General features: G+C 53.0%; 14 protein-coding genes. 10 read left to right on the forward strand and 4 right to left on the reverse strand.

Features of this window, described 5'->3' with window-relative positions:
* The first annotated feature begins 339 nt into the window (after positions 1-339).
* The 4 genes from CMUST_RS06850 to serA all read left to right on the forward strand — a co-directional run bounded on the left by CMUST_RS06850 (position 340) and on the right by serA (position 6,883).
* Complete coding sequence (locus tag CMUST_RS06850) at positions 340-1,539, forward strand: cation diffusion facilitator family transporter (RefSeq protein WP_236690176.1); 1,200 nt, start codon at positions 340-342, stop codon at positions 1,537-1,539.
* 121 nt (positions 1,540-1,660) lie between these two features.
* Positions 1,661-3,463, forward strand: a complete 1,803-nt coding sequence (locus tag CMUST_RS06855; RefSeq protein WP_047261895.1) for a GmrSD restriction endonuclease domain-containing protein — start codon at positions 1,661-1,663, stop codon at positions 3,461-3,463.
* 41 nt (positions 3,464-3,504) lie between these two features.
* Positions 3,505-5,079, forward strand: coding sequence for a cell wall-binding repeat-containing protein (locus CMUST_RS06860; protein WP_047261896.1), 1,575 nt, complete (start codon positions 3,505-3,507; stop codon positions 5,077-5,079).
* Between the two features lie 211 nt (positions 5,080-5,290).
* Entirely contained in the window at positions 5,291-6,883 is a 1,593-nt protein-coding gene (gene serA, locus CMUST_RS06865; RefSeq protein ID WP_047261897.1) for a phosphoglycerate dehydrogenase, read from the forward strand.
* 46 nt (positions 6,884-6,929) lie between these two features.
* On the opposite strand, the gene CMUST_RS06870 is transcribed toward serA, so the two are convergent.
* Positions 6,930-7,364, reverse strand: a complete 435-nt coding sequence (locus CMUST_RS06870) for a winged helix-turn-helix transcriptional regulator (protein ID WP_047261898.1) — start codon at positions 7,362-7,364, stop codon at positions 6,930-6,932.
* Between the two features lie 108 nt (positions 7,365-7,472).
* Here CMUST_RS06870 and CMUST_RS06875 point away from each other — a divergent pair, with 108 nt between their 5' ends.
* The 3 genes from CMUST_RS06875 to CMUST_RS06885 all read left to right on the forward strand — a co-directional run bounded on the left by CMUST_RS06875 (position 7,473) and on the right by CMUST_RS06885 (position 10,082).
* Positions 7,473-7,889: a nuclear transport factor 2 family protein gene (locus CMUST_RS06875; RefSeq protein WP_047261899.1), complete on the forward strand. Its 417-nt coding sequence runs from the start codon at positions 7,473-7,475 to the stop codon at positions 7,887-7,889.
* Positions 7,890-8,163: 274 nt separating this feature from the next.
* Positions 8,164-8,883, forward strand: a complete 720-nt coding sequence (locus CMUST_RS06880; protein ID WP_047261900.1) for an ABC transporter ATP-binding protein — start codon at positions 8,164-8,166, stop codon at positions 8,881-8,883.
* A 41-nt stretch (positions 8,884-8,924) separates the two neighbouring features.
* On the forward strand, positions 8,925-10,082 hold the full coding sequence (locus tag CMUST_RS06885; protein WP_236690177.1) for a SufD family Fe-S cluster assembly protein: 1,158 nt from the start codon (positions 8,925-8,927) through the stop codon (positions 10,080-10,082).
* 54 nt (positions 10,083-10,136) lie between these two features.
* Here the strand turns inward: CMUST_RS06885 and CMUST_RS06890 are convergent, their stop codons facing one another.
* Positions 10,137-11,003, reverse strand: coding sequence for a DUF4862 family protein (locus CMUST_RS06890; RefSeq protein ID WP_047261901.1), 867 nt, complete (start codon positions 11,001-11,003; stop codon positions 10,137-10,139).
* 154 nt (positions 11,004-11,157) lie between these two features.
* Between CMUST_RS06890 and CMUST_RS06895 the strand changes: the two genes are divergently transcribed.
* Positions 11,158-12,174, forward strand: coding sequence for a 3-isopropylmalate dehydrogenase (locus CMUST_RS06895; protein WP_047261902.1), 1,017 nt, complete (start codon positions 11,158-11,160; stop codon positions 12,172-12,174).
* Positions 12,175-12,227: 53 nt separating this feature from the next.
* Positions 12,228-12,881: a DUF2625 family protein gene (locus CMUST_RS06900; protein ID WP_052844574.1), complete on the forward strand. Its 654-nt coding sequence runs from the start codon at positions 12,228-12,230 to the stop codon at positions 12,879-12,881.
* Here CMUST_RS06900 and CMUST_RS06905 read toward each other — a convergent pair.
* Both CMUST_RS06905 and CMUST_RS06910 read right to left on the reverse strand, forming a co-directional pair.
* Positions 12,878-14,314 (reverse strand): cryptochrome/photolyase family protein, encoded by a 1,437-nt coding sequence (locus CMUST_RS06905; protein WP_236690178.1) that lies wholly within the window; start codon positions 14,312-14,314, stop codon positions 12,878-12,880. The two genes, CMUST_RS06900 and CMUST_RS06905, sit on opposite strands and share 4 nt — an antisense overlap.
* A 37-nt stretch (positions 14,315-14,351) precedes the next feature.
* Entirely contained in the window at positions 14,352-15,032 is a 681-nt protein-coding gene (locus CMUST_RS06910) for a suppressor of fused domain protein (RefSeq protein ID WP_201779229.1), read from the reverse strand.
* 89 nt (positions 15,033-15,121) lie between these two features.
* On the opposite strand from CMUST_RS06910, the gene CMUST_RS16785 reads away from it, so the two are divergent.
* A complete protein-coding gene (locus tag CMUST_RS16785; RefSeq protein ID WP_158408204.1) occupies positions 15,122-15,292 on the forward strand; it encodes a hypothetical protein in 171 nt (56 codons plus the stop codon).
* Positions 15,293-15,344: the final 52 nt, after the last annotated feature.

The following is a 15,344-nucleotide window of genomic DNA, read 5'->3' on the forward strand; positions in this document are numbered from 1 at the left end:
GTGGTGCTGACGTATGGCGAATGGGAATCTGGCGATACGATAACTATCTTTTATCACCAAAATGTGCATTATTAGGTTGATCTCTATCGGGGGTAGGAGCAATTATTGAAAAAGATTTCCGCGTGTCTAAAACCGTGTGGATGTAAAAGTTCATTACATTGAACTCTACGTCATTTGCTTATGGATGATGCAACTTGTGCGTGTATAGACGGGTGACGTTTTCAATAAATCGACATTATTGAAAACCTAAGGTATGTTAGTAGGCAAAGCAAACTTTGTGGTGGTGTCTCATTGGCACTTGGCAAAAATCACATGGTGTTGCGGCGGAAAGGAATTTCAGTGACTTCGGTATTTCGATCGGCCGCGACTTGCCATCAAAGTTCCTGGAAATACGGCAGGCACTTGTGTAAATATGGCGACTCCGCGCGGAGATTGCAGCAACCCGCCCAGCAGAAAGCGCATGCACATGATCACTTCTCCTTCGACGATGACGACCTATTTGTGCTGTATAACACCGTCATGGGGCATGCTATCCATCCCGGGATGGGGCAGTCGATGACTACCAGACAGGGTAACCACGAACCTAGCAATCATGAGCACTCACATGTGCATACGCACGATCATGGTGGAGGACATAACCACGGTCATGGGCATCACCACCACCATCATCATGGGGCGGATAGCTTAACGGCCCTGATGACGGTTCTTGGCTTCACCGCCACGATTTTTCTGGCCGAGTTGATTGGTGGCTGGGTATCAGGTTCATTAGCTTTGATCTCTGATGCGATGCACATGTTGTCCGACTCCACTGGACTTCTAGTTGCCGCCTTGGCCATCACCATCGCAAGGAAGCAGGCCTCCGCTCAAGCGACCTATGGGTATAAGCGTATCGAAGTCCTAGCTGCATTTGCCAACGCTATTAGTGTTTCCGCAATTTCCGTGTGGATCGTCTACGAGGCATTCGAACGTTTTAATGCGGGCGAAGAAGTAAACACCACGATTATGTTGGTGGTTGGTACTATCGGGCTGGTAGCCAATGCCATTGGTGCAAAAGTGCTGCACAATCATTCACACGACAATATGAATGTACGCGGCGCGTATCTGCATGTCCTGGTGGATCTCCTGGGCTCAGTGGCGGTGATTGTTGCTGCAATCTGCATGAAATTCTTTGACATTCTGTGGGCCGATACCGTGGCGTCACTGTTAATCGCGGCGCTAATTTTACCTAGATCTCTTAAACTCGCGTGGGAATCGCTGCGAGTACTATTAGAACAAGTGCCAGTTGGGGTAGATGTCGAAAAAATCTCGCAGTCGATCGAAAACTTACCTGGGGTGCGGGCAATCCATGATCTGCATGTATGGTCACTCGATGGGACGGAAATCATTGCTTCCTGTCATGTTGTGGCTGATTCGCCGTCCAAAGACTACTGCGACATTTTGGATCAAGTGCACCACGCTTTTAATGATCTCGGAATAAAACACGTGACAGTACAAGTCGAAGACGATGGTCACCATGCGCATGAGGAAACGTGCCGGTAACGACAAGCCTCCGGTTAGGTGGCAAAGCGTACGTGTTTTAAAGGGGCATATTCTCCTGGTAAAAACTAGCTCTGAACTGGAAATATGAGCAGTGTAGGGGTAAACGGCTAAACTTCACGTCATGGGTTTTTCCACACCAAGTTACGATCTCTACGACCTTTTTAGCCGCATCGACCGCGGTGATCTTCAACTACCTGACTTCCAACGGGAATATCGGTGGAATGTTGACCAAATCCGATCACTTTTGGTTACCGTGCTGCGGGGTTACCCGATGGGGTCGATCATGGCGTTGGATACCCGCAATGAACCAATGCGGTTTCGGCCCCGGCCGATTCATTCCGCACCAGATACTTCCGTTGCTCCAGGGCTATTGTTATTGGATGGTCAGCAACGCCTTACCACCCTGTATCAATGTTTACGGGGTGATGGTCTGGTGGAATCGGTGGATTTCCGTAATAAAAAAGTGCGGCGCCGATTCTTCATTGATGTGCGTACAGCAGTCTCTGCCGATGTTATGCCAGACGAAGCCGTGATCTCCGTCGATGAAAACGGCAAGGTTATGTCGCATTTCGCCCAAGAAATCCCTGGTGGCTTGGCTACGCGAGAGCGCGCGCTCGCAGCGGGATATATTCCAGTTTCGGATTTGCTTTTCGACGCCGGTACGGATCAGCTGTTTGAGATCGCCACCAATCTCGACGCTGAGTCAAAAAAACAGGCGAAACAATTCTATACCCGCATAATCAAGACATTGGTGCGGTACGCGGTTCCGATGATTCGGCTCGACCGTGAAACAGCCCAAGCAGGAATCGGGTCAATATTCGCCCAAGCGAATTCCATGGGCTTGCAAATGGATGTATTTGAATTGCTTACGGCGGTGTTTGCCACCGAAGACCCCGATTTCCGCATGCAAGATGACTGGGCTCAAACCGATGCGGTGCTGCGGTCCCATCCGGCGCTTGATGGAATAGACCGAACGGACTTCCTCACCGCTGTCGCGTTGTATGTCACCGCGAAAAAAGGACGCGCCTCAGGGTTTAGGGAATCAGTTCTGCAACTAAGCCTCGCGGAATACAAACCAGCTGCTGAGACCATGCGCACCGCTTTCCACGAAGCCGCGATTTTCATGTCCAGGCGCTGTATACTCACCACGGAACAAGTTCCGTATTCATCCCAGTTGATTCCACTCGCGGTGATGATCGCAGTCCTGGCAGAAGAACCACATATATTGGCGGAGCAAGCAGCGTGGGATCGAATCCACCGCTGGTTCTGGTGTGGTGTGTTTGGGGAACTATACGGTTCACCAGCGTTGATGGTGCGCATAGGCACAGACGTTGACGAAGTAACAAAATGGGTGCGCGACTGGAACGGCTCGCAACAAGTACCACTGCCGCGATCGATATCGCAAGCCCGCTTTGTGGAATCCCGATTGCTATCAGCTGGCCCAAATTCCGGATTATATAAGGGCATCTATGCGCTGATTATGGGGCGTGGAGCTAAAGACTGGCGCACCGGAAAAGTTTTTGACAGCGATACTTTCACTGAGCAAGGTACCCACTTCCGCCGGATATTCCCCCGGACGTGGTGTGACGCCAACGGCATTGACGGGATATTGGCAGATTCTGTTCTTAACCGCACTCCCATGGGCAGGCGAACCAACGTTATGGTTGAAGAAGCTTCACCAGCACGCTACCTGTACCGGATTCAGTCAAAGAGCCTACTAGACGACGCCGAATTTGACGCAGTGCTAGAGTCCCATTTATTAGACCCCAATCTTTTGCTTAAAGCCCAAGCATCAGAATTCTTCAATGATCGGCGCAAACGGATACTACGCATGATCGAAGAAGCAATGGGGGTTGCAGCCGTCCATGATGTTGACGAAACTAACCTATATGCGGGAGAAGAAGGTCCGGGCGCTTTCGCTTGACCGGTAACACGAACGAAACGATCTAGGGAAAAGGATGCGCGGTGGCGTCGAAAAGCAGTGCAGCGGTTGCCGTAACGGCAGCACTCCTGTTGGGCGCTTGCACGGTGGAGAACCTAGCCGTCGTCCAAACCCGCACCAGCGAAGAAATCGCGGCACACGCCCATCCCAATCTGGACCTCAAAGACGCACTTAGCGCCAACCTCAACCGCCACGTGGCCCAACATTATCCGAAACATCCTGTTGTTCTTGACGGTGCCGAAAACGCTGGGATAGACGCCTCCCGCCACTTCTTTGACAGCTCCGAGACAGTCGTCGTTTCCGGAACGGACATTTCTGATCAATTACGCGCCGCATCCATAGCCGTAGTAAGCCACGCACCGATGCTGACAATCCAAGACAGTAATCGGAATGCAGTACTCGCAGAGATCCACCGTCTCGGTGCCCGCTACGTACTAGTAGTTGGCGACACCAAACTCGCCGCAACCCAAGGGGAGCTCACCATCATCAAAGACCCAGGAACTGCGGAAGCTCTCGGTATGTTAACGGCTTTTTCTTTCAAGCCGAAAGGGATCACGTTCCCCCACGACGTTCCCCGCGCAGTAGCCGCACTCGGCGGCGAGCAAGCAACCTTGCTCCAACCCGGCTGGATACGCCCAACAACTACATCAACTCCGCAACCGGCGGTTCGATTGCAACCGTTTCCCGCACAATCACGTCGGGATGCTGATACCGCTCCCATTGTTCTCGCCTCTGCTCAATCCTCGGTTGCGGCTATCGCCACAGCACGCGCTTTCGGCGCTACGGTGCGCATCCTTGAACATCCGGATCCCCGGTTTAACGTTGAAACGATGCGGCACGTGACGGGGCTGTCGGATCAACCTGTGGTGGCGTTGGGCAGTCACTTTGGCAGTGCTGACCAACTGGCGCATCGGATAAAATTACTGGACGCTACTGCTCAGTATCAGCCAGGGGAGGGCAAACGTGGTTTGGTTTTTCCCAAACGCATCGTGGTAACGGAAACCATTCGGTTGGCGGAGGCACGGCCCGACGCACCACTGGATGTGCGCGAAAAAATTGCCCAATTAAAACGCCGTGAGGCAACGCACGGCCAAGTTTTTGATGGAATAATCTCACCCAGTTTTGTTCTTGATGCCACAGCAATGGCACCCCATGTGGTAGATGTATGGGTTGACGCGATATCTCAAGCTGGTGGCTACGCACTCATCATCCACCCGGAGCTTAACTCCGACCCTGGCTGGGCAGATATTTTAAAGAAACCTAACGTAGGTGTTGCACTGGAAAAACCTACAATCGAACAGTTTGAGGTTACGCAAAACTGGCTAGCTACTATGGTTCGCAACGAAGGACTACCGCAGAAGATTTTGCTTGTAGATCAAGTGGATTTTTCTCCCGCGCAGTGCCCTGCACCCGCCGATGAGTTGGCAGTCGTGTGGCAAACACGCGTCACCAACCCCGACCGTTATCATGCTGTCATGGCGAATCTTCCGGTTGGAATCTATCCGGGCTTGAGCTTGGAAAAGGACGATCCTGCTACCGCTGGAACGGTCAAAGAGCTAAACCCCCGTCCGGTTGTGCTCAATCGATATGATGATTAGTACCCCCGATGGTGGTTTGGTTTGTGGCGTCAAAAGATGGTTTGAACTGTATTTTTGATGAATTTCGCTACGCGGTAACTATTGTGCAGGCAAAACTGGACTAAACTCTTTAACCAGTCGCACGCCGCGAAGCCAGGTGTGGACACGGGTAGCATCGGCGCGGTCGTGTCGGTGTTACACGGACAACACGGTTTTTCCCAGGAGTTTCAACGTGAGCCAGAATGGCCTTCCTGTAGTTCTCATTGCAGACAAACTCGCGCAGTCCACAGTCGACGCGCTCGGAGATAAGGTGGAGGTGCGCTGGGTAGACGGGCCAAACCGCTCCGAATTACTAAAAGCAGTGCCCGAAGCCGATGCGCTACTAGTCAGATCGGCAACAACCGTGGACCGCGAGGTTCTCGAAGCTGCACCAAAGCTCAAGATTGTTGGTCGAGCTGGTGTTGGATTAGACAACGTGGATATTGCCGCTGCAACCGAGCGCGGAGTCATGGTGGCTAACGCGCCAACCTCTAATATTCATTCCGCATGCGAACATGCTATTTCCTTGTTGCTTTCTACTGCCCGGCAGATCCCTGCCGCAGACAAAACCCTTCGGGAGAAAACGTGGAAGCGGTCAGCATTTAATGGGGTGGAAATTTTCGGAAAAACCATTGGCATCGTGGGGTTTGGCCACATCGGGCAACTTTTCGCCCAGCGGTTGGCCGCATTCGAAACCACCATCCTTGCGTTCGACCCCTATGCGAACCCGGCGCGTGCCGCCCAATTGGGTGTGGAGCTTACCGATCTTGACGATCTCATGTCGCGTTCCGATTTTGTGACGATCCATTTGCCAAAGACCAAGGAAACCGCTGGCATGTTTGATGCTGAGCTGCTTGCCAAGGCAAAGAAGGGCCAAATTATCATTAATGCGGCGCGCGGCGGGCTTGTCGACGAGCAAGCGTTGGCGGACGCAATCACCGCGGGCCATATCCGGGGTGCTGGTTTTGACGTTTTTGAGACCGAGCCGTGCACGGATTCGCCGCTGTTTTCGCTGCCGGAAGTAGTAGTGACCCCACACCTGGGAGCATCTACCGTTGAGGCACAAGACCGGGCGGGCACCGATGTGGCTGCTTCGGTTCTTAAGGCACTAGCTGGGGAATTTGTCGCCGACGCCGTCAATGTTTCCGGTGGTCGTGTGGGCGAAGAGGTTGCCCTGTGGTTGGAATTGGCCCGCAAACTCGGTTTGGTGGCTGGCCACATGTTGGGTAAGGCACCGGTTCGATTGGAAGTTGAAGCTCGGGGCGAATTGTCCACTGAGGATGTTGACGTTCTAGGTTTGTCTGCGGTGCGCGGTTTGTTCTCCGGGATTATTGATGAGCAAGTTACGTTCGTTAATGCTCCGTCGATAGCGGAGGAACGCGGCGTTAAGGTGGAGGTTTCTACCGCACCGCAGTCAGTTTCGCACCGCTCGGTTTTGGACGTTACCGCCATTGCATCTGATGGCACGCGCATTTCCGTTATTGGTGCGTTGACTGGCTTAGATAAAGTCGAGAAGATCGTTCGGATTAATGGCCGTGGTATCGACCTTCGGGCTGCTGGCCGGAACTTGTTCTTCAACTATGCGGACGCACCAGGTGCACTGGGTGTAGTTGGTACGGCGTTAGGGGCTGCTGGCATTAACATTGTTGCTGCTGCTTTGACTCAGGAATCTGCTGGTGACGGTGCCGTGTTGATTCTGCGTGTTGATAGTGAGGTTTCCCAAGAGTTACTGGAACAGATCGCGTCGGATCTCAAGGCGGAAGCTTTCCAATTGGATCTAGGGTAGTTCCTTTTAAAATAGCTGCGCAACGTTACCCCGCATTACTGCTATATCAGATGGTAATGTGGGGTAACGTTTTATTTTGCCGGTTGCCGGTAGTTTCAGTGCTGGCGCACTGGGAGAATTTAGTGTCGTATGCTGCTTGGGCTTGCATAACATCTGCTGCATATGTTTCAGCCCACTGTCTCAAGGCTGACAGGGGTTCGATTAATGTTTCACCCAAGTCTGTGAGTCGGTACTCCACCCGAACAGGGATTCCGGGGAATTCTTCACGGTTGACAATCCCGTCGCGTTCCAATGCCCGTAGAGTGTCAGTGAGTACTTTGGCGCTGATCCCGGTTAGTTCCTTCTTGATGTTGCCAAACCGGCGGGGGCCGGTTGCGAGGTAGATCACGATCATCGCCGTCCATTTGTTGGCTATTCGGGCAAGCGATGTGCGGGAGGGGCAATCGGCGAAAAACACATTCCATTGTGTGTCAGGCATCATAGTGTCCTTGGGTCATAGTTACCTTGAAGTAACTGTGGGGTTGTGTGTAACCATTGGGTTATCAGCACAGTTCATATTGGTTTTTCGATATGCAAGGAAGGCAACCACATGTCACAGCAATCTCATCAACCACGTTTGATTGTAGAAGAGTACTTTGCTGCGTTGGCTAACGGCAGAATCGCTGACGCACTAAGCTTTTTAGATCCACAGGTGCGGTGGCACCAACCGGGCAACAACCAGTTCTCGGGTAGCTATGTGGGTGTCGATAATGTTGTTGCGCATATTCAAAAGATGATGGAATTTTCCCAAGGGACATTGACGGTGCAGCCAACCGATGTGCCGATGGTGAATGAACAAGTGGTTGCGGTTCCGGTTAGGTTTACCGGTACGCGGGTGACTGATGCGGGGGAGACGATAGAGATGGATCAAAGTGGGATTGATCTGTTGACGGTCAATGGTGGTCGCATCGTGGAAGTGCGATTGTTTTCGCAGGATAATGCTGCCGAGGATAGATTTCTTGGGTAGAAAACTGACTTCCTTATAGTCTGGCTTGGCCCGGTTTCGCCAGTTCGACGCAGCTGGGACAAGGATTGACGCAGTGGTTGGTTGGGGCCAATCTGGCCGATTCTTGCTCCCCCGAATGTGGGGGCATTGGTGGGGGATTCGGGAAAAAGATTGCTGTTTCTTTAATTATTTCGGAGTCAAACTTACGATAGGGATTGAGAGCATTAAATCCCGCAGGTGTGTGGTTTGATGGTGTGGGCGCCGCCCACCTGCCCAACGTGTAAGGAGGGTAGTTATGTCTACCAAACCGGTACTGAGTCTGGAAAACGTGAGTATTTCGGTAGGGGATAGGGAAATCTGCCATGATGTGTCACTGACGATTAACGAGGGCGAATGCCATGTTTTGATCGGGCCGAATGGGTCAGGTAAATCGTCATTGCTATGCGGTTTGATGGGAATTAAACCGTTTGAAATTACAGGAGGGAAAGCCCTATTGGGCTCAACTGACTTGGCGGGACTTTCAGTGGATGAGCGGGCCCGGTGTGGGTTGGGGCTAGCATTTCAGCGCCCACCATCGATTCCGGGGGTTTCCGTGCGTCGATTAGCGCAGGCGATAGGGGCAACAAGCCGGTTGGATGCCACTGCCAGCCAGCTTGGAGTGGAGTATCTTATCGACCGTGACGTGAACTGTGGTTTTTCTGGTGGTGAGGTAAAACGCTGGGAAGTGGCCAAGTTAGGACTTCATGATCCCACGATGTGTTTATTGGACGAACCAGAATCTGGTGTTGATTTGCAGCAAGTTAATGTGGTCAGTTCCGCTATTAATCATTTGTTGCATACCCCTACCAGTACGGGGGAGAAACGAGCGGTACTGGCCATTACGCACACTGGCTTCATTCTTGATGGGGTTGATGCGGTCATGGGGCATTTGATGGTTGATGGTCGGATAGTTGAATCGGCACCGCCACGTGAACTATTTGATCGCATTCGCAAAGACGGATACGTGGCAGCTTAAGCATGGAACGCTTGTGGGAAGATATGTAGAGAGGATGATTAATGATGAGCAATGGAATTGCTCCTACAGCTGCACCATTGATGGCGGCAGCGGAAAATGGGATCGGTCCGCTAAGTGTTACTCCTGAGTTGTTAGCATCGATCGGTTGGGCGCCGGAAGAGCAACGCGCGGGGACAAGTATCGTAGTTGATCATCATTTTGGGTCTATGGTAACCAATGACCCCAATGTGGTGGTTATGCCGTTAGCCCAGGCGCTCATTCAGTTGCCGTGGGTGCAGGAATTGATGTTTAGCCTTATCAGCCCAGATGAGGACGAGGTGTTGCGCCGGGCGTTTGAATCGACCCAAGAACCATTGGGTACATTTACGTGGGTTAAAGACGGCGCGCGGGTGACTATGCCAACCCAGTCGTTTACTGTTTTGACTAAGCCGCAGGAGCGGCAATTTGTGCATGACATCACGGTTATTGGAAAGAATGCCGTTGTTGATAGTGTTTCCGGTGCTGCGGTTGCGCCGGCGCTGACGCATGCGACGCACGTATCGGTTTCGGAGACTTTCATCGGCGACGGGGCACAGGTTCGTTCCGTTGATGTTGACAGGTGGGGTGCCAACATGACTGTGCACTCCTACGACCGCACGTCGATTGGCGAGGGCGCTAGCACTAGTTCGGTCTCTGTTGCGGTATCGGGATTGACAAAGCATCATTCGGATTCGGTAACGACTGTGGGCAAGGACTCGTCGGTGACTAATCACGCCATCGTTTTTGCTCCTGACGGGACTACCCGCGAGATGGCGTCAACAGTGGTGTTGACCGGCCCCGGTGCTCAGGCAGAGCAGGTGGCTCGCATGGTTGCTGATGGTGGTGTGATTCGCAACCGTTCAACGCTTCGGGCGTTGGTCGCCGATGCCAAAGGTTTCTTGGAATGCGACGGCTTGATGCTCAAAGATGTTGGTCAGATCGAGTCGATTCCGGCCTTAGATGCCCAGGTGGCTCGGGCGCAGCTTTCGCATGAAGCGTCAGTAGGCATGATTGATGACGATAAACTCGACTATCTTCGCGCGATGGGACTGGCCGAGGACGACGCACGGGATTTGATAGTGCAAGGTTTCTTGAATCTAGACGATCAGCGCATCCCAGCGTCGGTTCGATCCACTGTGGAGAATTTAGTGACGGCGGCCCGTGGCGCTGAGAAGATGTAGCGGTTTGCTTGTCGACGCTGGTGGTTGTGGTTGGTTAGACCGATTGTTGCGGTTTTAAGTTGCGTCGTAGATTACACGCAGCATCGCCAATCGGTCTTCCAATGTTGCGGTAGGCGGGACGCATACCTTTGCGCCTAAAAATGAAATCTCGCCTGCTGTTTTGGCCGCGGCAGAGATAGCCGTTGGATTAAGTAAAGACGCTGGTTCGTGAATCGAGCTGGGTAGGTGTCCGTCGCCCCAGGCTGGGCCATAACTTGTTTCGCGGTCTGATGCCCCGGAGAAGATCACTCCAGCTAATAATCCGCGATTTTGTGCAGCGGTGATGTGTTCGATGGGGGTGTGCTCACTTCGGCCGTCTATGGCGGAACGACCCCAGTTAATCGATACTTGGACGCCTACTTTTTCAGCGACGGCTAGTTCTTCCTCGAGGCTTAAAAAACCTTTTTCCGGAGTGTGGTGCGGGGTTGCGGAGTCACAATGCTCAATGATGATTGTCTTATCGCCCCACTTTAGAATTTCTTTCATTGATTCTTCGAATGTTGCCGCATCGCAGTGGGCAGTGGGGGCGGAATGCACCGCGATGGTGGAAACATTCAACGTGGTGGCGATCTGGTAGATCTCCTTTGTGAAAGCTAGTGCACGTGCCCGGCCTTGCTCGCTGGGGCTGGCGAGGCCGAATATGTCGTCGGCCCAAACGTTAACCATCGTGCCGGGAATGGCGGTGATGATGGAGTCGGGGAACTTTGCGATGTGCGGGCTTAACCAGTTGCGAGTTTGGGGATCAGCGAGTTGGCCGGGGTAGGGGATTTCCAGGCCTGTGATCCATTCTTGTCCAGCAAGTAATTCGTAGTATCGTTCCTGTTCTGCCAGGTTGGTAGGCATGGAGGCGTAAGCGCCAACGAGAAATGAGCGGGTGGTCATGAGAAGCAACCTTTCTGAATGAAAAGCCCAGCAAGATCCATCAGACGTCTGATGAATTCCATTGTAGGGCAGGTGGGGGTGCCAGGGTGCCTATTGGTGATTGGGGTGCTAAACTTCACCAGGAGTTCACATAGTGAGAAAGGAATCCCGCATAATGAAACTTGCCGTTATTGGTGGCGACGGAATCGGCCCCGAAGTAACCGCCGAAGCCCTCAAGGTGCTCCACACGGTGCGCGACGACATCACCATCACCGAATACGATCTCGGCGCCACTCGCTACCTGAAAAACGGCGAACTTCTCACCGATGCGGATTTAGCGTCATTGCGGGAACACGATGCTATTCTTCTGGGAGCCATAGGCGCGCCGGGTGCGGTTCCCCCCGGCGTTTTGGAACGAGGATTGCTGCTGAAAATGCGGTTCGCGCTCGACCATCACGTGAATCTGCGCCCCGCAAAGCTTTTCCCAACCGCAACCTCGCCGCTTGCCAACCCCGGGAACATCGATTTTGTGGTGGTGCGGGAAGGAACTGAAGGGTTGTATTGCGGAAACGGCGGTGTGCTGCGGGAAGGGACGGAACACGAGGTGGCTTCCGAGGTTTCGCAAAACACCAGGTTTGGGGTGGAACGAGTCGTCCGCGATGCGTTTAGTCGCGCCCAAGCACGTCGGAAGCATCTTACTCTGGTGCACAAGACCAACGTCTTGGTCAATGCAGGTTCGTTGTGGCAACGCACCATCGACGAAGTAGCGCAAGAATTCCCCGAGGTAACGGTCGAATACAATCACATCGACGCCGCCACCATCTACATGGTTACCGACCCAGGCCGATACGATGTTATCGTCACCGATAATTTGTTCGGTGATATCCTCACAGACCTAGCGGGTGCAGTTACAGGTGGAATCGGATTAGCGGCATCCGGAAATATTGACGCAACAGGCAAAAACCCGTCAATGTTCGAACCGGTCCATGGTTCCGCGCCGGATATCGCTGGGCAAGGTATCGCCGACCCAACCGCAGCCATTTTGTCTGCGGCAATGCTGCTACGTCACCTTGGCGATGACGACAATGCGCGCCGCATCGAACAAGCAGTGGAGGCCGATGTTGCCTCCCGTCAGCCGGGTCCGGTTAACACCGTCGATGTTGGTGATCGGATAGTAGCTGCGTTGAGTTAACGAATGTGTAAATTTCATCATGACCCGCTCGACTAAGCACTAATCTGTGAGTCATGGAAATTCGAACAATTGAACAACTCACGGACGTAACCGATCCGGCCTGGGGCGAAATCCAAGAAGCAATCAAAGCGGCACCAGTGGCAGTGGATGTTCTGCCCACCGATTCCGGGGCGGACACCCTCCATAAACTGCAAGTAACAACCCACTCCACTCTGGGCGGCATTGCCTATAACTGTGGCGGGATTCTCATCGACCACGGCTGGGTTCGTCTCTATGGCGGTGGGGGAGCGCAGCTGCCTAGCATCGCCGAGGCAAGCGGCATCACCGAACCGAGTGTGCCTGGCGCGTTGATTTTCGGTCACGACGTCTTGGGTGGGCGCTTCGCCATCGACGGCGGCGCGTTAGGGATAAGCCCTGGCGAGGTGTGTTATTTCTCGCCAGATGGCTTGGAATGGGAAGGCCTGGACATGGGGCACTCTGGTTTCGTGCATGCGTTTCTTGGTGGTGCAACCACGAAGTTCTACGACCTGTTCCGGTGGGAAGGGTGGGAAGCTGACACGAAGGCACTAAAACCAGACCAAGGATTCATGGTCTTCCCGCCGCTTTTCAGCCGCGAAAACCCGGAGGTGGACTTTATCACACGGACAGCGGTTCCCATGCAAGAAATCTTTGCATTTTATGAAACCTCCGCAGCTAGCAACAGCTAACTCTGATTTGTTTTTATCTGCTGGTAGGCCGCCAACGCCAATTGGCGGGTTTCACCAGCATCCACCATCGGTTCTGGATACACCATCGTGGGGTATTCCGGCACCCATCGGGTGATGTACTCATTCGTGGGATCAAAACGTTTCGCCTGGTTATGCGGATTAAAAATCCGGAAATATGGCGCGGCGTCATCACCACAGCCTGCCACCCACTGCCAGTTAAACGGATTGCAGGCCGGGTCGGCGTCGACAAGCTGATCCCAGAACCACTGTTCCCCCAATCGCCAATCGAACCCTAGGTTTTTGGTCAATAGCGATGCTGTAACCATACGCACCCGATTATGCATAAACCCCGTACTGCGTAACTCCCGCATACCTGCATCAACCAAAGCGAAGCCAGTATTCCCCTCGCACCACAACGCAAAATCTTTATCAGGGGTACTTCGCCACGGAAAATTATCAAATTCCCGGCGAGAATTCTCTGTAGCCAAATTAGGAAGATGATAAAGCCTATTCCACGCGAAATCACGCCACATCAACTCCGCGCAAAACCGCGAAACATCGTCGTTATCGCCACACTCCCGCGCGGAGTCGTAAAGCGTACGGATACTGATTTCCCCGAACCGAATATGCGGCGATAAACCACTGGTAGCAGCAACTGCAGGAAAATCCCGTTCCGAAGCATAGCGGCCCGCCGCAGTCTGCAGCGTAGGGGAAAACGCATCCCACCGGCGCCACGCAGCAGGTTCCCCCGGCGTCCACAACGCACCAAAATCCACAGCCCAATCGGGTTCGTTTCGACTCGGGTGGCTCGGCAGCAACGCCACATCCAAAAGTGCGGCGCGCAAAAGCTCCACCAATTTCTCTTCTAGCCGCACCCCACTATTTGCTGGTACCGGCGGGATTTCTGCCACCGGCCGGTCATGAAGAAACCCCTGTAAATTAGCAGCAAACGGCGTGTACACCCGATATGGCGACGCGGTTTTAGTAACAATTTCCCAAGGCTCCGCGAGCAACGCGCCGGGAAAACTCGAACTCGTTATTTCCTGCTTAGCCAGCAACGTAGCCACAGTATCATCAATGACAGCTTGGGGCTTGTGGTAGCGTTGTGACCAGGCCACCGTAGTGACCTGCAACGATGCGGCCAACCGGGGAATGATATCCACTGCATTACCCGATGCAATCACCAATGGGATGCCCAGTTCTAAAAGACTAGCCTGCAGCGACACCAAACTATGATGCAGCCACCATGATGCAGCGCCGCCTAGTTTCCTCACTCCCGGGCTGGGCGATTCCACGACATACACCGCGGCGGTATCCCCAACGCTGCGGGCGTGATGAAGCGCCAGGTTATCCGTTATTCGCAGATCATCCCGAAACCACATCATGGATGAGAACTTCTGGCGCTCCAGCATAGGTACAGTCGTGTGCCACATGCTACCTACTGTACCGAGCAACTTTCATGGCAGTAAGTTAAACGTAGGACTTCGTCCGGGACATATCGGTGACGAAATGCGGATTATACTTTCTGATACGTTCCGCTAATTCCCGCACCGCATCCTGGGAATTTCGCTCCATTAACCACTCAACTTCTTTCTCCGTAATGCCGTACAGCTGCACAAACTCAGTGCGGCCCAAGGCTGACCATTGCGGTTGTGCTTCGGTATCCGGAACCGTTATAGCAGCCGTGATATCCGATTCGGCGCCGATGTGGATCGACTCACCGGAGCCTTTAATAAACTGATACGGTTCAAAAACTCGACCGCTGTCAAAGACATACCCGGCGAGATTTTCCAAGAGATCCATCACCCACAGCCCATCGTCCTTGACATCCGCCAGCTTGAAAGTCAGTTCAAAACCAAACCCATTTTCCCCATCACTTAAATGCTCCGGGTCGGCATACAAGTATGTAAAACCATAGGTGACAAAATGTTTATATCCATTGGGGGAGGTGTAGATGGACTTGCCGTCTAAGTAGCTGTCGCCACCAAGCATCGCCGGAATGATCGGTGCAAAGTGGTCTGGTTCTTGCCCTGGATACAACGCTTCAAACGCCCGGTCGATGGCCTCCCACCCCGGTGCCCAGGTCTCATCCTCCGCTAATTTCTTCTCACACTCCGCCTGCGTCATGTGATACGGGTTTTTCTGTGTCACAGCTACCTTCTTTTAAAAAAAATCGGACAACAACGTACCAATCTTAAGGCTAAAGGCCCCAGCTAATTGGGGAAATAGAAAACAAAGCCATGCGTCTGCGTTCCCAGTTCCGGTTTATGCTTTACGACGCCCACATTGCCGCTATCGTCGATAACACCGCATGTGGGTACCCAGCCCGCCAGGAAACGTCGAAAAGCAAACACCGGACAAGAACGCTGCCAAGGGCAACCCGGCAACGCAAAAACTATGGACCAACGTGAAAAATAGTTAGTAGCGTGAAATAACTTATAGATTCTGCTGAATTGTAGTTCG

It is taken from the genome of Corynebacterium mustelae (assembly GCF_001020985.1).
GTDB lineage: Bacteria > Actinomycetota > Actinomycetes > Mycobacteriales > Mycobacteriaceae > Corynebacterium > Corynebacterium mustelae.